Raw genomic sequence first — 20,680 nt, forward strand, 5'->3', positions numbered from 1 at the left:
AACTCAAAAATGGCATCTGTTGTGTTGATTAATGCAAGTATTTATTAGAAATTTACCAATTATTTTAAATTAAGCTATGTCAGATACATATCAAGCAGAAGACATCCGTCAATTGACGGAAAAAGTAAAAGAAAAAAACAACTTATTTTCTCTTCTGAGGCAGGAAATCAATAAAGTGATTATCGGCCAGGAATATATGATAGACCGCCTTTTAGTCGGACTTCTGGGGAATGGTCATGTTCTTTTGGAAGGCGTTCCGGGGTTGGCAAAAACACTGGCGATCAAAACATTGGCAGATGCTGTTCATGGTGACTTTTCAAGAATTCAGTTTACTCCGGATTTATTGCCTGCAGATGTTGTCGGAACCATGATTTATAACGTTAAAGACAACGATTTTTCAATAAAAAGAGGTCCTGTTTTTGCCAATTTTGTATTGGCGGATGAGATCAACCGTGCTCCTGCAAAAGTACAGTCGGCTTTGTTGGAAGTGATGCAGGAAAAGCAGGTGACAATAGGGGATGAAACAATGAAGCTTCCAAAGCCTTTTCTTGTATTGGCAACACAGAATCCGATCGATCAGGAAGGAACTTATCTTTTACCGGAAGCGCAAAGCGACCGTTTCATGCTGAAATGTACCATTGATTATCCAAAATTTGAGGATGAAAGAACCGTGATGAGAATGGTTTCAACCTCACATCAACCTACCGTAAAACCTGTGATTTCTTTACAGGATATTGTAGATGCGAAGGAGCTTATCAATCAGATTTATCTTGACGAAAAGATTGAAAAATATATTCTGGATATGGTTTTTGCCACCCGTTTTCCTGAAAATTACGGACTTTCAGAACTTAAAAATTATATCGGTTTCGGAGCTTCACCAAGAGCTTCGATTAACCTTGCGATTGCTTCCAGAGCCTATGCATTCCTGAAAGGAAGAGCGTTTGTGATTCCTGAAGATGTAAAAGAGCTGGCAAAAGATGTATTGAGACACAGAATCGGTTTGACCTTCGAAGCAGAAGCGGAAGAAATTTCCTCAGAAGAAATTGTCAATAGAATTTTAGCAAAAATCCAGGCTCCATAATGAGTGATGTGATCATTAGAAAAGCCGTTCAGGAAGATTGTGCTCCTATGTTGGAGCTGATCAAGGAACTGGCTGATTATGAAAAGGCTTTGCACGAGGTTACTTTAACTTTAGAGCAATTTATCAAAGATGGATTCGGAAGTTCGCCTGTTTGGGGAGCTTTTGTAGCTGAATATGACGGACAAATCGTTGGGATTTCATTGTATTATGATAGGTATTCAACATGGAAAGGAAGAAGGCTGTATCTGGAAGATTTGGTGGTGACAGAAAAATTGAGAGGGAAGCAAATCGGAAAGAAATTATTTGAAGCAACAATGGAGCATGGGAAATCTAATCATTACAACGGAATGGTTTTTCAGGTATTGAACTGGAATAAACCTGCGATCAATTTCTATAAAAAGTACAGTCCGAAATTTGATGATGAATGGTTGAATGTTTCAATAGAATTTAAATAGGTTGAAATGGTTCGTGAGTTTCTCAAACTTAGCCTTGGTCTCAACCTTAAAGAATAGTGTATGCAGATAAAAGATATTGTAAAAAAAGTCAAGCAAATAGAAATCCGTACCCGTAAGAAGACGGAAGCTACTTTGATGGGGCAATATCACAGTGCTTTTAAAGGACAGGGAATGACTTTCTCGGAAGTCCGTCCGTATCAGTTTGGGGACGAGATCCGTAGAATTGACTGGAATAAAACAGCACGTTTCCGTGAACCATTTGTGAAAGTAATGGAAGAGGAGAGGGAATTGACGATGATGTTGCTGGTAGATATTTCCGCTTCGATGGATTATGGAACAAAAACTCAGCTTAAAAGAGAATATGTGGCAGAAATTGCAGCAAGTTTAGGCTTTTCAGCGGCTGGGAATAATGATAAAGTGGGACTTATCTTATTTGCAGATAAAGTATATAAAGTGATTCCTCCGCAAAAAGGAAGAAAGCATATTTTGTCTATTATCAGTAATATTCTCACGGCAGATTATGTTCCTGCAGTCTCAAGAATTGATAAGGCGATGGAATACATGATGGGAATTTTCAAAAGAAAATCTCTGGTATTTCTTTTCTCGGATTTTGAAGATGAATATGATTCCAAAATGCTGAGAGTGGCTTCCAAAAAACATCAGTTGCTGGGAATGAGGATTTTTGATGAAAAAGATAATGAGATTCCTGATGTTGGATATACTTTATTGTATGATGCAGAAACAGGACAGCAAGTTTGGGCAAATACATCCAGTGCAAGGTGGAGATATACCTTTGCAGAAGCCCAGAAACAGAAACTGAGAGCTTTGGAAGAAGATTTTGCCAACAGTTCTGCGAGTTTTATGAATATCAATACAGGTTCGGATTACTCAAAACTATTGTATAATTATTTTCAGAAGAAATAAAAATAAACATTCTTTTGTCATTCTGAATGTAACGGAAGTGAAATGAAGAATCTATTGTTTTGATCAGAGATTCTTCCTTCGTCAGAATGACAGATGAGAGGTTAAAATTTAATGATAAAATTGAAAAAACTACTATTCATATTTTGCTTTTTGATCTGTGCGAATGCTTTTTCACAGATACTTTCTTCCAGTGTAGAGAAGAAAACCATTGCTTTGGGAGAAGTGAATCATATTGTTATCACGATCAATAATTTACATGATAAAAAGGTTTCTGCAGCTCCTGAAAATGAACTGTTGCCTTTTCATTTTGAAGAAGTAAAGGACAGTATTGCCCAGACTAAAGATATTTATTACCGAAGAATTGAATTTGCGGTATTTGAAGAAGGGAATTTTACAATTCCCGCATTGGAATTTAAGGTGGACGGAAAGATTTTGAAAACAATTCCTTATGAAATAGATGTCATTAATACAGCTAAAAAAGATGACCAGATCAATGATATCATGCAGAATAAAGAGGTTAATCTGGAAGTTAAAGACTATTGGGAACTTTACAAATGGTATATTTTAGCAGGTTTATCGATCATTGCTTTGATTATTGCTATTGTGATGTTTATTAAATGGGGAAGGAAAGCTAAAGATTCTCCTGTAGTAGCTACTAATCAGACTTTGAAGGAACTGGAATCTTTAAAAAAGAAAAAATATGTGGAAAGTGGAAATTACCGTTCATTCTATGTAGAACTGATTGATATTTCCAGAAAATTTATTTCCAGACAATATCATTTGCCTGCAGATGTTTTGTTAACAGATGATTTGATTGATTTGATGAAAAAAAACAATACCATTTCTCTCGAAAATGAAAAAGTAGTGGAAGAAGTTTTTTTACGCGGAGATCTGGTGAAATTCGCTAAAACCTTTCCGGATAAAGAAGCCATGGAAAAAGATTTTGCAGACATCAGAGAATTTGTGAAACGCTCGTCGAAGGATTTGGAATTTGAAAATTTGAGAAAGGATGTTTGATTTTGAATTTTATAGTCCGTGGTTTTTGCTTCTTTTTTTACTGTTTATTCCTCTTTTAATTAAAGATATAAAGAAACAGAAAAGAAAAGGAATTAAAGTTCCTACCGTAAAGAATATGAGCGGTAACAACGGGATTCTTCCCGTGCTCTTTTTACTGAAAATATCGAAGTATATTATTCTGTCTGCCTTGATTATTGCTATGGCAAGACCAAGAACATTTACCATTTCTCAGGATAGAGATGATACCAAAGGTGTAGATATTATGCTTTCGGTGGATGTTTCTTTAAGTATGTTGGCAAAAGATTTAACACCTGACCGTTTAACGGCTTTAAAGGATATTGCAGTTAAGTTTGTTGAAAAACGCCCGAATGACAGAATAGGTTTGGTTGCCTATTCAGGAGAAGCGTTTACTAAAGTTCCTGTAACTTCCGATCATCAGGTGGTTATAGATGAGCTGAAAAATCTGAATCCTTTGGAACTTCAACCAGGAACAGCAATCGGAGAAGGGCTTTCTGTTGCAGTCAATCATCTTAAAAACAGCAAGGCGAAGAGCAAGATCATTATTCTGATGACAGATGGTGTCAATACCATAGAAAATGCAATGCCACCACAGATTGCTGCTGAACTGGCTAAAAACAATAATATAAAAGTGTATTCTATCGGGATCGGAACCAATGGTTACGCCTTGATGCCTACACAGACCGATATATTCGGAGATTTGGTATTTACGGAAACGGAAGTTAAAATTGACGAGCCGGTTTTGAAAGACATTGCACAGATGACGGGAGGAAAGTATTTCAGGGCAACTTCAAATTCCGGACTGGCAGAAGTATATGATGAGATTAATCAATTGGAAAAATCTGATATAAAGGTTTCAAAACTATATAATTACGAAGAGTATTTTAAAATTTTTCTTTGGATTGCATTGGGAATGCTTGTTTTTGATGCTTTACTGAGATGGGTGTTTTATAAATTTTTAAGCTGATGGATTGGTATTTAGGAAATTACTGGTATTTGTTGTTGCTGTTGCTTTTGCCGTTTCTAGCAGTCTTGCTAATCCGTTTTTTTAAATGGAAAAAGAACAGAAGAAATATATTTGCAGAACATCAGTTTCATGAGCAATTATTTGAGAAAAATTCGGGATTTACAAAGTTTTTTCCTGCTCTCTATCTTTTAGGAACTTTGTTTCTCATATTTTCAATTATTGATCTGTTGAGCGGTTCCAATGAAGTTGAGACCAAACAAAGACTGAATAATGTGATCTTCATGCTTGATGTTTCAAATTCTATGAATGCCGAAGATGTGGAACCTAGCCGTTTGATGGAGGCTAAAAATGTAATCGTAAATACCATGCAGAAGATGAAAAGCGATAAAGTAGGAGTGGTCATCTTTGCCGGAGAAGCAACCTCTATCATGCCTTTGACAACCGATTATTCTTCTGCGGAGACTTATATTAACGGTATCGAAACCAATTCTATGCAGATTCAGGGAACGGATTTTTTAAAAGCGATGGAAGTGGCTGTAGAAAAATTTAAAAACGTGAACAAAGGTGCTAGAAAAATAGTGCTGTTAAGTGATGGGGAAGATAATGAAGGAAATGATGCTGCAGCGATACGACTGGCTAATAAAGAAGGAATTGTTGTAACCACTATAGGAATCGGGACAGAAGAAGGAGCTCCCATTCCTGAATATTCTTTTGGACAGTTAATGGGGTATAAAACAGATACGAACGGTGAAACGGTCATTTCCAAAAGACAAACGGAGGCTTTGCATAAAATAGCGCAGTCAACAGGAGGTGATTATATTGACGGGAACAACATCAACGAAACTCCTGATAAAATAATGGATATTCTGAGTAAAAAATCATTTTCTTCTGAAACTTTGGTGAAATCTCAAAATGCCAACCATTATTATCAATATTTCTTAGTTTTTTCAATCTTATTTTTCTTTTTAATTTATATATTTAATCCTAAAAGAGATTTTAATGTTTGATTTTCTGTTTAGTTTACAGTCGGTTAAGAGATACTTTAACCCAATTTTAACAAATTAGAATCTGTTTATTAACATATAAAGGAATAATTTTGCATTTGATGAATACTAAAATCATTTTTTTATCGTTTGTACTTGCCTTTACGTTTTCAGGCTGCATGTTTGGGCAGGAAAGCTACAGAACTTTAGTGTATGAAGGCAACCAGAAATTCAATGATAAAAATTATGAAGGCGCATCTTCTAAATATATGGAAGCGGTAAAACAAAATGCTAAAGATTTTACGGCTCATTATAATATGGGAAATGCATTGTATAAAAGCAAAAAATATGAAGAGGCAAAGGCAGAATTTGAAAAGGCAAAAGCACTTTCTCAGAATCTTCCGGATAAAGCAGCAGCTCTACATAATTTAGGAAACACTTATATGCAAATGAACCAGCCGGAAAAGGCGGCAGATTACTATAAGCAATCCTTAAAACAAAATCCTAAAAGTGAGGCAACAAGAAAAAACTATGAAATTGCCAAACTGAAGGAAAAAGAAAATCAACAAAAGAAGAACCAGCAGAACAACTCAGGCAAAGGAGGCGGTGGTGAAAACCAAAAACAAAATGATGATCAAAACGGAAATCCTAAAGATCAAAAACAAGATCAGGGAAAAGGCCAGCAAAATAAGGGAAAAAATCAGGAAGGAAACAGCCCTGATCAGAACCAGAATAATGAAGGCAAAATACCAAAAGATCTTGAAAATGCCATATTAAACAAAGTAAGCGAAAAAGAAAAGGAAACCGCCAGAAGAATTTTAAATAAGAATTCTTATTCGATGCCGCAAAGCAACGAGAAAGATTGGTGATGAAGCAAAAGCTTATCTACATATTATTACTCTTTATATCCATAATCTCTTATGGACAGGTAAATCTTTCTCTGGAGTCGGATAAAGCGGAGTATAATGGGAAGGAAATCATAAATCTTACCATTGTACTGGAGCTAAATGGAGGAGAGCTGGAACAGCAATCCGGATTTCAATTACCGGACCTTTCAAAATTTACTATAATAGGAAGTGGTTCTGTAACAAACAGTTTCATTGATCCTTTGACCAATACGGTAATTACCGAGAAAATTACCCGTTTGGCACTTGAACCTAAAAAGAAAGGTAAAGTGAGAATCGGTTCTGTTCTTGTTACGGTCAGCAACAAAATTTATAAAACAGAGCCTTTTGATATTGTCATAAAAGATATCGATAAAAAATCTGCTGCACATGCTATGGCGCAGAATGATGTATTTCTGAATATGGAGATCGAAGATAGAGAAGTCTATCAGGATCAGCCTACCATTGCGGTGCTGAAAGTATATTCCAGAAATATTGATAATCTTAGAAAGGTTAAAAATATACAGCTTCCTCAACAGGGAAACATCAACGTACATCCCGTACATTTTAGAAAATCAGAGATTGATCCTTCCGATATGGGAGGGAATATGGCTTCACAGGTTATCGCTGTATTTATGGTTTTCCCTAATCAGGCAGGATATGTGGAAGTACCGGCTGTTTCGGCTTCTGTAAGTACACTTGCCAATAAGAGCAAAATACTTTCCAATAAAGTAAAACTTAATGTAAAAAAACTTCCTGAAGGGTCACCCGAAAGCTTCAAAGATGCGGTTGGAAACTTTAAGGTAGATATTTATTGTCCTACAAAAGAAAAAAACGAAGTTAAAAAACCGATGCATGTCATTGTGAAAGTTTCAGGAGAAGGGAATATTACCGATATGAAACTTCCCGGGATTGAAGCTTCTCAGGACTACGAGTTTTTTAACCCTCAAATTACTTCAAAAGTATATCCCGGAAAAGTAGGAATGAAAGGCGAAATCTTTGCCAATTATATCGTCATTCCGAAAAAGCAAGGGACGATTTCAATTAGAACTGAAGATTTTTCTTTTTTTGATCCAGAAAGAAAAGAATATGTTGAAGTTCCCGCTGAACAATTAAGTATCCATTCATTTTCACATGAGCAAATGCTGGAATCACGTTCTACTGTAGAAAAAGTGAATGAGTATACCAACAATTTTTTAGAAACGGTAAACACCCCGGTTTTAAAGACAACTTCATTTAAAGTAAAAGAAAAAAACAAGTTCAATTGGAATGTATTATTCGTGAATATTGCTATTCTGCTAAGCTTATTTATCGCTTATCTTTTATTTAGAAATTGGCAAAAAAAGCGTTCTTTGGTTAGCAAAACAACATCTTCTGAATCTTTAGGTTCGGTGGCAGAAACAGAAGAAGAAATTCGTACTCTGCTGAAAACGGATATTGCAGACAATTTTAATTATTTAAAAAATCTGAAAGAAAATAAAGAGTACGCTAAGTTTTTTGAAACAGTAGAAGAACTTGATTCGGAAGTGCGAAATCAATATTTTCAAAGTTCTTCAAAGGATTTCACATTGTTTCTAGAAAATTATAAAGGAGCTCATATTGCTGAGGAATATAGAATTTTATCCCAAAAAATTCAGATTGAAAAATATGCTCCTGTGAAATCTGAAGAAGGAATTGATGAGCTATTTAATACAATTGTTAAATTATATTCTAGTATTATCAAATAATTAATTATTTTTCATATTTTTGCGAAATTATTAATTGTAATATAATGGAAGTATTCGAACATTTTTCTATCAAAGAGATTATCACCTGTTTTATGGTACTTTTTGCCGTGATCGATATCATTGGTTCTATTCCTATTGTAGTGAGTTTGCAACAAAAATTCGGACAGATTGAAGCAAGAAGAGCATCCGTTACAGCAGGTGGGATTATGCTTGTTTTTCTTTTTGTAGGAAATAAGATCCTGAAATTTATAGGAGTAGATGTCAATTCATTTGCGATTGCAGGTGCATTCGTAATTTTCATTATTGCTTTGGAAATGATTTTAGGAATTGAGATCAATAAAACTTCCGAAGCAAAGTCGGCGTCTATCGTTCCGATCGCTTTTCCATTGGTGGCAGGAGCAGGAACTTTAACGACTACGTTATCTTTAAAAGCTGAATTTCATGATATTAATATCATTTTTGGAATCATTCTCAATACAATTTTCGTATATTTGGTGCTGAAATCTGCTACTTGGCTGGAAAAGAAAATGGGGGAAGCAACATTAGCTATTTTACAGAAAGTTTTTGGAATTATTCTTCTAGCAATTTCAATCAAATTATTTACCGCAAACTTTGCCCAATTGGTGCAGAATTATATTAATTTTTAAAAATTATGCAGAAGTTTTATAAAGTATTTTTGATCGTTTTCGTTATCATTATCGGAATCAATGTATATGCAATAGATTTTAACACAGATCTTTTATCTGAAGATAATCTGAAGTTTGTTTTCTCTATTGGAGCAGGAGTTATTGGGTTGATATTACTTTTTGTAATGAATACCTGGAGTAAAGTTGGAGTAAGAAAATAATTATTTTTAATTATCCTATCAAATATAAACCTCTTTCATATTGAAAGAGGTTTTTTATTTACGAGTTAAGGATTTGTCATTCTGAATAAAATGAAGAATCTCAACAGATTTTTAGTGATATAAATTTAAGAAACCACAAGATTCTTCAACACAGCTTCTGATTTCAATTCAGTTTCTATCCACTCTTTTTCAGGATTACTTTGCGCGGTGATTCCGCCTCCTACAAAAAGATGAATGGCGTTTTTATAAAGTTTAGAACAACGTAGATTAACAAAGTACTGAATATTTTCTTCGGTTTCTGTTTTGATATAACCGGCATACAATTCACGTGGAAACTTTTCCAGCTTCTGAATGTTTTCTTTACAGAAATCCTTTGGAATACCACAAACAGCCGGAGTGGGATGTAATTCCTGAATGATGGTGTCTAAATCTTCCGGTTGAATTTTTATTTTAAAATCAGTTCTGAGATGCTTAATATTTCCGGAAATATGATCATAGGTTTCCGATTCTTCAAGAGCCTCGGAATAGTTTTTTAAAATGTTTCTGATATAGCTCGAAACGGGTTTTTGTTCTTCAATTTCTTTTTCAGACCAGTTTTCAGAAACCGGAAGAGTTCCGGCAAGACTCATCGTTTCAAAAGTGTGAGTCTGCTTATTGAATTTCCCTAATACTTCTGAAAAGGCGCCCATCCAAGAATTTTCTCCATCAATAAAGATATATCTGAATGCATTGGGATAGGCATTACAAAGTTTTTTAAAGCTTTCTTTAAGATCAATCTGATTAAAATCAGTGAATATTTTTCTTCTGGAATAGACCAGTTTAGGAAGCTGATTATTTTTAATGACTTCGATTACTTTATCCAGATTTTCTAGGTATTCGTTTTTAGTTTCCGGCGTAAAATTGTTATTATCTTCTATTAAAAAGTCGCTTGAAATTCTTGTCTGATCAAAATCTTCCTGATCTATTTCAATAATTTTTCCATTACAGTCAATTTGCCTTAGTCCGTCGAAAGAATAAAAACTGATGTGGTTTTCGCTTGAATTTTCGTCTGTTGAATAGAGCTTTTCGTTGAATGGAAATTTGAAATAGATCATTATGTAAGGCTTTTCGAAAAATCAGGACTTAGAAATTGAATAAGTAATTCCAAAGTTGATTTTGCTTTCTGCAAAGGTATTATTAGTCTTAAAAATGTCAAAATCAAAAGAGCTGTTTTTTAATGAAATATTCTTCATTTTATATTGCTGATATTCTGCAAAAACAAGAAAATGTTTTAAAATTCTGTAATGCAGTCCGAATGAGAATCCAATATTAGTTTGCTGACTTTTAAAATCATCCAACTTACTTAAAACATTGTTCTCAGGAACCAGAAACTGCATTTTATAAGCGTTTTTATTGACTAAAATTCCGGCAAACGGACGAATGTTTTTCCATTCGTAAGCAACTTTTAACTGTAAAGCATATTCAACATGTTTATTGTTGAATCTTTGAAATAATACAGGTTGCTGATCTTTGGTGAAATAAAAGCCATTGAGATACGTATCTTCTTTATTGGCATCCAAATCAAAGGAGGAATTCCAATGATAGATATTTGCGGAAAGTAGTAATGAGAGTGGAAATGAGAAAAAGTTTTTTGAGCCCCAGATTCCTATATTTTCTCCAAATTGTTGCTTATTTTCGGACATAAATGCTGTCCAGTCGGAATTTTTAAAACCTATTCCCGCTTCAATACCATATTGAAAAGTATGAAGGAGTTTTCGCTTTATTTTTTTCTCGTTCTTTTGTTTGTCGGTGTTTTCTGTGTAAGAGTCTTTTATTTCTCTCTCGGAAACTAATAATGGAGATATAACCAGATTTTTTGATTTTAACTGTAAAGGTTTTTCGATATAAACCGTATCGTAAACAACTACTTTTTCATATACATACACCGTATCTACTTTTCTTTTTTTTTGTGCTAATGAAAAGTTGATAATAATGACGGAAAAGAGAAGAAATATCTTTTTTAGAAGCATGTTTTGATTAGTTTATCTTTCTATATAAATGGTATCTCTCTGAACTATCTTTTTGACAACAATCACTTTGTGAGAGACAAATTCAGCAGAATCTTTTTTTATTATAGCTTTTGAAGATACTAAGTTTTTTGCTTTGACAGGAGATTGATTTTCTGATTTTAAATCCGTATTGGTTTCTGAAATTGATTTTGAAGAAATTTCATCATTTTTTAAAATATTTTCTGAATATATTTTCTGATCATTATTGGGCTTGATTTCATTCAGAAAAGAGTTTTTTTCTTCCACTTTAGAATCTGATAGAGTAGAATTGAATGTTTTAATTAAAGAGTTGTTAGGATTTAAAAATAATATAGATCCTATGATGATAATAAAGAATGTACATCCGATAATCACTTTCTGTTTCCAAAAATCGGATGAAGAAAATGAGAGATTATTAGTAGAAATGTCAGATGGAATTTCAAGATTTTTGCTTGGTGAAATGGAAAAATCTGAAAATTTACTTTGAAATGTCTGTGCCCACACCAATCCTCCAAATCCTAAAAAAACTAAAAGCTGTGCGGTTTTGTTTTTCTGGGTTTCTTTAGTAACAAAATGAGTAAGCAGGTAATTCTGAACAAATTTTTTGGCTCTCATTAAATGTGATTTTGAAGTATTGACAGGAATGCTCAAAAGGCCTGAAATTTCTGCATGGGAATAGTTTTCTATGTAATACAGATTGAAAACCGATTTGTGATGAGGAGGAAGATTGTCTATCGATTTTAAAAGCTCTTCTCGGGTAAATGTATAGGCTAAAATATTTTTTGTTTCCTCTGTTGCAGATGCTATCATTTCGGTAAATGTATCCGGGATTTCTGATGATTCGATGTTGACATAATTATCTTTAGTGGCTTTACGGATAGATTGTAATGCATTATTGACTACGATTTTTTTCAGCCAGGCAAAAATGGCTTTTTCGTCTTTCAGTTGATGGTTTTTCTGAATTGCCATTATAAAACTGTCCTGCAGAATATCTTCCGCAGTCTGAAGATCAGTAATATATCTACGACAAATCCCCAAAAGTTTTGGGGAATGTTCGAGATAGATCTTTTGCCAGTTGATTTGTGTTTTTGACATTTAGTTTTGTATGACGAAAATTGAAGTAAGAATACCATTTATGGCACTAACTTGCAATATTTCAGTATTATTGATGTAAACTTTATAGGAATCCTTATTATCACTAATAGATCTGGATCTAATGTGATAGACATTTTGATTGAGAGCTAATAGGTCTTCAATAGTATTGAATCCTGAAGCGTACATTGAGGGAGTATTGATATCATTTTTAAAATAATTTTGTCCATTACTGAAATCATAAATGTCATTTCCGTCAAGATTAAATTTACCTTTTACTGTTTGGGAAATGTAGCTGTCTGTATTATTTATAAGATTTTTATAGTAAGTATTATTAGTAATGTTATCATACATTGATAAATATACTCCGCTTGAGCCTCTTGAAATGTGTCTAAAACTTTTTTGATCAGAGTATGGTGAAACAGTGTTATAAATATTATTTTTAAAATAACCCACTTCATTGGGCGAATCGGCAAAATGAGTTAGTTTTTTGTTAACAGGAACATAGATATCTCCGTTGTACATTGTGAAATTTCTTGTGGTCATATATGGCGATGAAAATGAAGAATCTTCAGTAAATAATACTGTTTTTACTCCATTTTTCCAATAACAAAGTTCACGCGTATAGGCTGCAGCAATAGTAGGGCTTCTTACACTCCCGAAAAGATAAATGTTACCTTGGTCTACCAGAAAATCATCAATGATATGATAATAATCTGAAGGATTTACAGTATTTGAATTCACTCCTATATACTGATCAATATTTATTTTAACATTATTTTTCCAAAGATAAAAATTAGATGGAGCTACATCACCCGAACCAAGAACATAAACATCATTATTTTCAACAATAATTTTTCTTGCAGTTATTCCAGTTCCGTTGGCTAAGTTTATTTTAACGTTATTTTTCCAATAGCAAGCAATATTATTTTCTTTGCCGGCTACATATACATCTACTGAATTGACTGTTTTTTCAAGAATTTCATCATTTGTATTCTCTCTACAGGAAAATATAAATGTCAATAAAAATAAAAAAGGTAAAATAAGAGTCCTCATGGTTATTCTTTTCTTTTAAAGATGACAAAAAGTAAAAAAGTTGCAGTGGATTTTAATAAAATACAACAGGTTTTAAAATTTTAGGGATTTTCACAATGTGATAAGGTTGTGTAATAACCGATGTCGCATTTCCCTGCAATAGTTTTTCAATATCCACGTTGATGCTTTGGGAAGATTCATCAATTGCTATAATATCTATAGAATGTCCTCCGTTATTATACACCTGATCAAAAGCTACAATAAGCATATACTGATTAAAATCGATGTTCGTTTCCGTAAAACTTCCTGAAACATTATGAGTACTGTCCAAAGTGGTAAGGAAATTATTCCATTGTGTTATATTGGTAATCGCGGTATTCTGTTGCGGCATAGAATGAGATGATATAAATCCTTTTCCTATAAGCTGGCTGTTTACGGGAACAGTGGCAATCGTATTTTCTTCATTTTCATGGCAAGATATCATGAAAAGCGCTGAAGTAATATAGGCTAAAAGTAGAATTCTTTTCATATAGATAAATTTAAAGTTTTATATCAATATGATGCAGAAAAATAAAAAGGTTGCAGTATGTATATAAAAAAAGACTCAAAATGTTGAGTCTTTTTTATTGTATGAAAATTTCTTATTTATTGATAATACTGTTTGTCATGGTAGTATGGCTTATCAGTTGACCTTTCTCGTCACGAATTTCGATTTCGGAAACATGCATTGTTCTTCCTTTTCTTATAAAACGAGCAACAGCAGTTACTGTACCATCTTTTTTGCTTCTTAAATGGTTGGTGTTAATATTAGTACCTACACCGTAATATTTTTCACCGTCTATAAAAATATTAGACAGGCTAGAACCCATTGTTTCTGCTAAAACACAACTTGCTCCACCATGCATAATTCCGAATGGCTGATGTATTCTTGGCAGAACAGGCATCGTTGCCGTTAATGTTTCATTTTCAAGATCAATATCTATGAATTTTATTTCCAATGTTTTGGCAAATGTTTCGCCACCCCAGTTATTGATGAATGCTAATATTTCTTCTCTGGTCTTATCTTTATACATAGTGAGAGTGTAATTTTTTTGTTGGTGAAAAAGTGAAAAGTGAAAAGTAACAAGTAACAAGTAATTTTGCTTCAGACTTCTAACTTCTAACTTCCGCATCATTCCCCATAATTTTCGGATTCCAGTTTTCAGGAATTTTTGGAGTAATATCATTTTTAATATAATAATCCTGTATTTCCTCCATGATTTCTGAAAACGGGACAGAGGCAATTCTTTCATAAGGAATCGTATATCCTAAATAAACGATTTTTCTTTTGAAATCTCCTGCTGCTAGAACAATAGGAACTTTTGCTGCCAAAGCCATGTGATAGAATCCTTTTCTCCATTTCGGCACCCAGCTTCTTGTTCCTTCTGGTGTGATTACTAAACTGAAATCATCTTTTTCAAATTGTTTTGCTACGAAATTTACCAAATCATTTTTCTGGCTTCTGTCGATTCCGATTCCGCCCAAACCTTTTACAATTCCACCGTACCAGGCTTTTGTATGGGCATCTTTGATGATAATTTTTAATGGCTTTTTTAATGACCAATAGGCAAGATTTCCAAGGATATATTCCATATTGTGGGTGTGTGGTGCTACCACCAGAATACATCTGTTCAGGCTGTCTGCATCGCCTTGTAAAACGACTTTCCAGCCTATCATTTTTAATATCAGTTTGCCAATCAGCTTTCTCATAATCTTCGTATTAAAACAAAAAAGTATAACCAAATATTGGTTATACTTTACAAATATATTGAAATATTATCGCTCTTAAAATAAACTGCTGATTAAATCAACAATTTTCATTACAATTTCTAGTGCTAACTGTACCATGGTTAAAAAATATTTTTGTTATTGATTTGGAAATTAAAATAACTTGACGAAGGTATGATATTTTTTTGATAAAAGAGCTAAAAAAATAATCTTTTTTAATCTTTTTGAGAGAAGAAGAGTGTGAATTTCAAACGGTTGCCATCCATTCACACCTTCCGCCACTCTCTGCAGTTAATTATTTAGTTTGTATGGAAATTTCGTTTTTACCTTCGTTTACTTTGATGTCTAGATTGCCGCCTTTCATCTTTTTGATGCTGTGCTTCATAGAATCAATTACTTTGTCTGCCTGGTTGCTCGGTACTTTTTTACCGTTTACAATAATGCTGTCTTCATCATCAGAATTGTATTCAATGCTGGAACCGTTTACGGTAATTTTATTTTTTTCAATTTTGATGTTTCCGTCTTCATCTTTTTCCTGGTCGTTATCATTGATTCCGTCTGCATTCAGGTCTCCGTCGAAACTTATAAGATCATGTTTTGCAGGAAGTACAACTGTTTTTATAGGAATTACCAGTTCATAATCGATGCTGTAATCTCTGAATCTGTGTTCATAAGGATATTTTACAAAGTTGGGAAGAATCACTCTATTATTGACAACTTCTACCGGAACACTTACATTCAATGGAAGATTATATCCTTTAGCCTCTTTTTTAATGATTAAATAAGGTGTTTTAATATCAGCTTTTCTTGTTACATCCACATGAATCCAGTCTTTTTTGAATACGGAGATTTTATCGGAATAAAGATCGTTGTCGTATCCTTTAAAATTTTGAGGAATCGTAACCTGTTTCACATCTACATAAATACTGTCTGATTGTGTATTGATGGCAACTTCTTCTGTATCTTCTTTGTGACCTTTAAGGAACATTTCCTGTCTTGCCATGCTGAATCCGAAATAAGTTCCCAAAGAGATCAACGCAAGGAACAACGCTCCGATTACCCATCCTGTATTTCTTAATTTAGTTTTAGGAGAAATTAATTTGATACTCAATAATCCGAAAATCATTGCAGGGATCAAGCTTCCTAAGGTGATCAATGCCATGATGATGTATTTCATACTGTCATTGTCAAAATAGAAATTCATTTCGCTGACAGGAGGGAAGTCGCTGTCTGCTCCCATGAAACCGAATACTACGAATACCCCGATTAAACAAGATAACGACATAAATGCGAAGATTCCACCTAAGATATAACGGAATACATTCCAAAGTCCGCTTCCTGCGTTATTGATGTAAGGTTTGTTTTCGTTATAGATTTCTCCGACCCTCTGAGTAGATTCATTGGCAAACTGTACCAATTTATTAGACTCATTCTTAAGATTGTCGAAGTTCATAGGCTTTCCCTTCATTTTCAGGAAATCTGCTGCGGTCTCTGCTTTTGGTAATACTGCCCAAAGAATTACATAAAGTAAGAAAACAAGGGTTGAAGAAACGGCTGCTGTGAAAATTCCCAGAATGAAAATTCCTAACCAGATTGCTCTCATTGCAGTGATATCCATTCCTACATAATGAGCCAGACCTGCGCAAACACCTGCTATTTTTTGTCTTTCAGGGTCACGGAACAGTTGTTTTTTATCTGTGTATTCAGTTCCTGAAGAATATGTTTTTTTTGTATTTTTTTCAGAATAATAAGCTTCTTCCTGTTCTTCGATTTTTTCAGGAGATCCGATCTGCGCAATGACTCTTTCTACGTCTGAGTCATTGATTACTTCACGCTTTCCTAAAGCATCTCTGAAGATTTCTACCATTCTGATTTCTATGTCATGCATTACCTCATCTGCTTCTGAAGCATCCAGTGAGCTTCTCAGTGCATTCAGGTAATCGCTAAGCTTTATATATGCGTGTTCTTCTATGGTGAAAGAAAAACCTGCGAGTCCTATTGAGAGTGTCTTGTTCATAGCTTTGTTTTTTAATTTTTTTGAGTGATTTGGTTTACTGAATCTGTTAATTCGCTCCAGGTATTTTGAAGTTCATCTAAAAATAATTTACCTTTTTCTGTAATCTGGTAATATTTTCTAGGGGGTCCTCCGGTAGATTCTTCCCATCTGTATGAAAGGAACTCACCATTTTTTAATCTTGTTAAAAGAGGGTAGAGTGTTCCTTCTACTACATCCAGTTTTCCTTTTTTTAGTTCATCTATTAGGTCGGAAACATACATTTCGCGATGATTGATGAGACTTAAAATACAGAATTCCAGAATTCCTTTTCGCATTTGCGCTTTGGTATTTTCAGTATTCATCTTTAATAAGTTTTGTTAATTAGTTATATAATTTTCGAAGTTCGGAACCTAGCTAGTTGATCCTATTTCGATTTTACATTACAAAGATATATAAATAAAATGGTATTATGCAATACAAAGTAGTGTATTTTTTAAATTATAATATTTAAATAACTGAAAATCAATTAAATAATTTTAATTCAATTTTTTGGTTAACTTTATTTAAGTCGAAAAATTTTCAAAAAATTTTAAATTTTCGTATTTTTAGATCAGAAATTTTGATGAAATTCTATGAATAGACTCAAATAAAATGATCGTATAAATAATAATTAAGAATGAAAATACAGAAGGAGATTGATTTTATCCTGGCAGTTGATGCCCTGAAAAATGTACAGCGAAGAAACTATAATGCAGACGATACCAGAAGAGAAAATACAGCGGAACATTCCTGGCAGATCATTATTTTAGCTCAGATTCTTTTTCCTTACGCGAAAAACAGAGCAGATATTGATTTATTAAGAGTGATCAGAATGCTTTCCATTCATGATCTGGTGGAGATTGAAGCAGGAGATACCTTCTTATTTGATGAAGCAGCAATGGTAGGAAAGTTTGAAAGAGAGAAAATTTCAGCCCAAAAGATTTTTGGAATCTTAGATGAACCTTTGTGTACAGAATTTTTTAATCTGTGGCTGGAATTTGAAGAAGAAAAAACGCCTGATGCTATTTTTGCTTGTTCAATAGACCGGATTATGCCTTTCATTCTGAACTCCCATACTTCAGGAAAAAGCTGGACGGAAGCCGGAGTGACGGAAAAACAAATCAGAAATATGCTGGAAAATGCTATTGTAAGAGCTTCCGATGAAATGGGAGAGGCCTTTCATCATTTATTGAATCTTAGTCTTGAATCTGAAAAGGTGTTGAGATAATTTGCAGAGCAGGTTTAGCTTACAATAAAGGATAGTAAATAAAAAAGTTTCGGCGGGCTTTGCTCGCCGAAACCAATTAATAAACATGATGAAAATATAGGATTCCGGCGACCGAAGGTCGCCGGAACCTTTTTTATAGTATTGAGATTGGTTTCTTGAATTCATCTATAGCTACGAAAGTAAAATCCCCTACAATCGCTCTTTCTCTTTCATAAGAATACATCTGTTCGGTGTAGATTTCGACATTTACCTTCATACTTGTTTTTCCAACGTGAGACACTTTTCCGATCAGCTCTATGATGGTTCCTGCCGGGATTGATCTTTTGAAATCGATTTTATCACTGCTTACGGTTACCACACGTTTTCTTGCAAATCGTGTAGCTGCAATGAAAGCCACTTCATCCATGAGTTGCATCGCCGTACCTCCGAAAAGAGTATCATAATGATTGGTCGTGTTTGGGAAAACTGCTTTGAAAATTCTGGTTTCCGATGCTTCAATTCTTTCTTCTGTAGTCATATTTCATTATTAAATTAAAGCGAAAATGAAATAGATTAAAATAACAGAAAAATAGCAGGAACGTAAGATATTCCTGTTAAAATCCATCAGATCAATAAACTTCAGATCGCGAAAGTTTTTTGTTTAAAGAAAAGGCAGGTCTCCTGACTTGTAACATCTTTATTTCCTTCCCATGCTGCGCACAGTGGATTTTTTAATAAAGACTTTAGTTACTTACAGTTGCGCGACAGTTCGTGATTTTCACACGATTCCCTTTTAATCAGCAGCTAAGCAGAACCAATTTCTATGATGAATAAAGTGGTAAAACTTTTTCGGAAGCAAAAATAAGAATAAAAGGTGAATTATTCAGGGTTTTTGTAAATAATCTGACTAATTGCAGCCCCTTGTTTGATAGACCAGAATGTAACATATCGGTTTTCTCCGGAACCATTGATCATATATAAGAAGATGTGATCCGGGTCCAAAGCGGTAACTCCTACCTTATCAAAATCCATGGTAGGCTGAAACAGATTTTTTATTGCATCCCTTACAAAAACAGAACCTCTTCCCGGTTGTTGTACTCGGATAGACTTTACCTCAGTCATTCCTTCAGGGAGTTCTTTACCGATTCCCCAGGTTTTCTGTTTGTCGATTTTAATGATATTTCCTTCTGCATCTTTTTCCTGTTTCTTAATATGTGCATAAGAAGGATAAATATCGATGGTAACTTTGGTTCTCTGGTTTCCCGGTATTTTTGGATTCGTATCGTCTGTGAAAATCAGAGACTTTCCGTTTTTAGATTTAGAAGGAGTGAATTTAGGGAGCTGATCCACAAAAACAACACGGTTTTTATTCACCATTCCTTCCTTTGTAATGCTGTCGTATCTTACGAAAGGTTTGTCGGTATCGTCTTTTTCAGGATATTTGATCCAGATCCATTCCGTTTCACCCGGTGCAGGTTTTACGTAGACAAATACATCTCCGGTTTTCATACGGATTTTATCGACGATTTTTCGATAATCATCTTTATGAACACGCACCATTGCATAGCCTTCCTCTGCTTTTACCACTCCAAAAGGGATCTTGTTTTGCGCATTCACAAAAGCAAAAGAAAAAAGACTGAAAATTGATAGATACAACGCTTTGTTCACAGAAATCATCTTAAAATTGTTTTGATAGTTCAAATATATAAATTAAAAACTTTTCGGAAGATAGTTATAATGTTGTAATTCTTTTAAATCTTTAATAGGTTTTAAGTGAGAATCAATAAGCAGATAAATTTCATCCGAAATATCCAGTACTTCCTGATAACGGTGATCCGAAATAATTATTCCCTTATATTTTGATTGTTCTTTAATGTACTTCTGTATTTCATTTGTCATTTTCGGAGAAAGTCCGTTAAAGGGCTCATCCAGTAAAATAAATTTTGAGTCAGAAAAAATAATGAGTAATCCTTCAACGATTTTCTTTTCACCTCCTGAAAGATTTCTTGAAGTTTCATTTAGGAAAGGCTTCATAAGATCCAATTCCATAAGTTTTTTTGCATTTTCCCTGTTACAAAAAATCGGAATTAAGTTTTTAATTTTAACACCTTTTGGAAGGAAAAAATCTTGCGGCAAATAGGCAATCCTATCTTTTCTGTCCCATTGATGCTGAAGGACTTTATTATCTACTCTTATATATTGATAATCTCCTTTCATGGTCCCAAAGATTATTTTGAGTAAAGTCGACTTTCCTGTACCGTTTCTACCTAAAATCCCAACGATTTTTCCTGTTTCGCAGCTGAGATAAATATCTTTTAAAATACTTTTTCCGTCAAAAGATTTTGTGAGACTGTCTATATGTAATTTACCCATAAAATTGACAAATTATATTGATAATTAAACTTAATGCAGCTGTTAAAATCCAAAGAAATAATCTTGAAAATCCAAAATTAGCATAAAAATAATATTCATCTTTTAATCTTAATTCATAAATCAGAAAATGGAAAGCCGGTAAAAATAAAAGAAAGCATAATCCGAAATTGCCAACAGTAAAACCAAGCTGCGTATTTATGAGTAAAGAAAATAGAATGGCGGGAATGAATAATTTAAAATA

General features: G+C 33.7%; 23 protein-coding genes and 1 riboswitch. Of the genes, 11 read left to right on the top strand and 12 right to left on the bottom strand.

Going from position 1 to position 20,680, the window contains the following annotated elements; all coding sequences use genetic code 11:
- Positions 1-76 precede the first annotated feature (76 nt).
- The 10 genes from JI747_RS10515 to JI747_RS10560 all read left to right on the top strand — a co-directional run bounded on the left by JI747_RS10515 (position 77) and on the right by JI747_RS10560 (position 8,903).
- Positions 77-1,081, top strand: a complete 1,005-nt coding sequence (locus JI747_RS10515) for an AAA family ATPase (protein ID WP_225688441.1) — start codon at positions 77-79, stop codon at positions 1,079-1,081.
- Positions 1,081-1,536, top strand: coding sequence for a GNAT family N-acetyltransferase (locus tag JI747_RS10520; RefSeq protein WP_225688444.1), 456 nt, complete (start codon positions 1,081-1,083; stop codon positions 1,534-1,536). The genes JI747_RS10515 and JI747_RS10520 overlap by 1 nt, the downstream gene beginning before the upstream one ends.
- 60 nt (positions 1,537-1,596) lie before the next feature.
- A complete protein-coding gene (locus tag JI747_RS10525) occupies positions 1,597-2,460 on the top strand; it encodes a DUF58 domain-containing protein (RefSeq protein WP_225688446.1) in 864 nt (287 codons plus the stop codon).
- 120 nt (positions 2,461-2,580) lie between these two features.
- Positions 2,581-3,477: a BatD family protein gene (locus JI747_RS10530; RefSeq protein ID WP_394371145.1), complete on the top strand. Its 897-nt coding sequence runs from the start codon at positions 2,581-2,583 to the stop codon at positions 3,475-3,477.
- Positions 3,470-4,462, top strand: a complete 993-nt coding sequence (locus JI747_RS10535; protein ID WP_225688450.1) for a VWA domain-containing protein — start codon at positions 3,470-3,472, stop codon at positions 4,460-4,462. The genes JI747_RS10530 and JI747_RS10535 overlap by 8 nt, the downstream gene beginning before the upstream one ends.
- Positions 4,462-5,469 carry a vWA domain-containing protein gene (locus tag JI747_RS10540; protein WP_225688452.1) on the top strand — a complete coding sequence of 336 codons (1,008 nt, stop codon included), beginning with the start codon at positions 4,462-4,464 and terminating at the stop codon, positions 5,467-5,469. The genes JI747_RS10535 and JI747_RS10540 overlap by 1 nt, the downstream gene beginning before the upstream one ends.
- Positions 5,470-5,567: 98 nt before the next feature.
- Positions 5,568-6,314: a tetratricopeptide repeat protein gene (locus JI747_RS10545; RefSeq protein WP_225688454.1), complete on the top strand. Its 747-nt coding sequence runs from the start codon at positions 5,568-5,570 to the stop codon at positions 6,312-6,314.
- A complete protein-coding gene (locus tag JI747_RS10550) occupies positions 6,314-8,056 on the top strand; it encodes a BatD family protein (RefSeq protein ID WP_225688456.1) in 1,743 nt (580 codons plus the stop codon). The genes JI747_RS10545 and JI747_RS10550 overlap by 1 nt, the downstream gene beginning before the upstream one ends.
- Before the next feature lie 44 nt (positions 8,057-8,100).
- Entirely contained in the window at positions 8,101-8,703 is a 603-nt protein-coding gene (locus JI747_RS10555; RefSeq protein WP_225688458.1) for a MarC family protein, read from the top strand.
- A 5-nt stretch (positions 8,704-8,708) separates the two neighbouring features.
- Positions 8,709-8,903, top strand: coding sequence for a hypothetical protein (locus JI747_RS10560; protein WP_039367297.1), 195 nt, complete (start codon positions 8,709-8,711; stop codon positions 8,901-8,903).
- Between the two features lie 125 nt (positions 8,904-9,028).
- On the opposite strand, the gene JI747_RS10565 is transcribed toward JI747_RS10560, so the two are convergent.
- The 9 genes from JI747_RS10565 to JI747_RS10605 form a co-directional block, all read right to left on the bottom strand.
- Entirely contained in the window at positions 9,029-9,997 is a 969-nt protein-coding gene (locus JI747_RS10565; RefSeq protein ID WP_225688460.1) for a chorismate-binding protein, read from the bottom strand.
- A 21-nt stretch (positions 9,998-10,018) separates the two neighbouring features.
- On the bottom strand, positions 10,019-10,912 hold the full coding sequence (locus JI747_RS10570; protein WP_225688462.1) for a hypothetical protein: 894 nt from the start codon (positions 10,910-10,912) through the stop codon (positions 10,019-10,021).
- 12 nt (positions 10,913-10,924) lie between these two features.
- Entirely contained in the window at positions 10,925-12,025 is a 1,101-nt protein-coding gene (locus JI747_RS10575) for an RNA polymerase sigma factor (protein WP_225688464.1), read from the bottom strand.
- Positions 12,026-13,078, bottom strand: a complete 1,053-nt coding sequence (locus JI747_RS10580; RefSeq protein WP_225688465.1) for a hypothetical protein — start codon at positions 13,076-13,078, stop codon at positions 12,026-12,028. It abuts the gene before it with no gap.
- A gap of 52 nt (positions 13,079-13,130) precedes the next feature.
- On the bottom strand, positions 13,131-13,586 hold the full coding sequence (locus JI747_RS10585) for a protease complex subunit PrcB family protein (protein ID WP_225688466.1): 456 nt from the start codon (positions 13,584-13,586) through the stop codon (positions 13,131-13,133).
- Positions 13,587-13,698: 112 nt separating this feature from the next.
- On the bottom strand, positions 13,699-14,130 hold the full coding sequence (locus JI747_RS10590) for a PaaI family thioesterase (protein ID WP_225688468.1): 432 nt from the start codon (positions 14,128-14,130) through the stop codon (positions 13,699-13,701).
- 79 nt (positions 14,131-14,209) lie between these two features.
- Positions 14,210-14,806 carry a 1-acyl-sn-glycerol-3-phosphate acyltransferase gene (locus JI747_RS10595; protein ID WP_225688470.1) on the bottom strand — a complete coding sequence of 199 codons (597 nt, stop codon included), beginning with the start codon at positions 14,804-14,806 and terminating at the stop codon, positions 14,210-14,212.
- 313 nt (positions 14,807-15,119) lie between these two features.
- Positions 15,120-16,841: a PspC domain-containing protein gene (locus JI747_RS10600; protein ID WP_225688472.1), complete on the bottom strand. Its 1,722-nt coding sequence runs from the start codon at positions 16,839-16,841 to the stop codon at positions 15,120-15,122.
- A gap of 11 nt (positions 16,842-16,852) precedes the next feature.
- On the bottom strand, positions 16,853-17,182 hold the full coding sequence (locus JI747_RS10605; RefSeq protein ID WP_225688474.1) for a PadR family transcriptional regulator: 330 nt from the start codon (positions 17,180-17,182) through the stop codon (positions 16,853-16,855).
- Between the two features lie 314 nt (positions 17,183-17,496).
- On the opposite strand from JI747_RS10605, the gene JI747_RS10610 reads away from it, so the two are divergent.
- Positions 17,497-18,087 (top strand): HD domain-containing protein, encoded by a 591-nt coding sequence (locus JI747_RS10610; RefSeq protein ID WP_225688476.1) that lies wholly within the window; start codon positions 17,497-17,499, stop codon positions 18,085-18,087.
- Between the two features lie 133 nt (positions 18,088-18,220).
- On the opposite strand, the gene JI747_RS10615 is transcribed toward JI747_RS10610, so the two are convergent.
- The 3 genes from JI747_RS10615 to JI747_RS10625 form a co-directional block, all read right to left on the bottom strand.
- Positions 18,221-18,604, bottom strand: coding sequence for an acyl-CoA thioesterase (locus JI747_RS10615; RefSeq protein ID WP_225688478.1), 384 nt, complete (start codon positions 18,602-18,604; stop codon positions 18,221-18,223).
- Between the two features lie 116 nt (positions 18,605-18,720).
- Positions 18,721-18,901: riboswitch (cobalamin riboswitch) on the bottom strand.
- Between the two features lie 44 nt (positions 18,902-18,945).
- A complete protein-coding gene (locus JI747_RS10620; protein WP_225688482.1) occupies positions 18,946-19,743 on the bottom strand; it encodes a hypothetical protein in 798 nt (265 codons plus the stop codon).
- A 33-nt stretch (positions 19,744-19,776) separates the two neighbouring features.
- Complete coding sequence (locus tag JI747_RS10625) at positions 19,777-20,439, bottom strand: ATP-binding cassette domain-containing protein (RefSeq protein WP_225688492.1); 663 nt, start codon at positions 20,437-20,439, stop codon at positions 19,777-19,779.
- Positions 20,440-20,680: the final 241 nt, after the last annotated feature.

The organism is Chryseobacterium tagetis (genome assembly GCF_016735585.2).
GTDB classification, from domain to species: domain Bacteria; phylum Bacteroidota; class Bacteroidia; order Flavobacteriales; family Weeksellaceae; genus Chryseobacterium; species Chryseobacterium tagetis.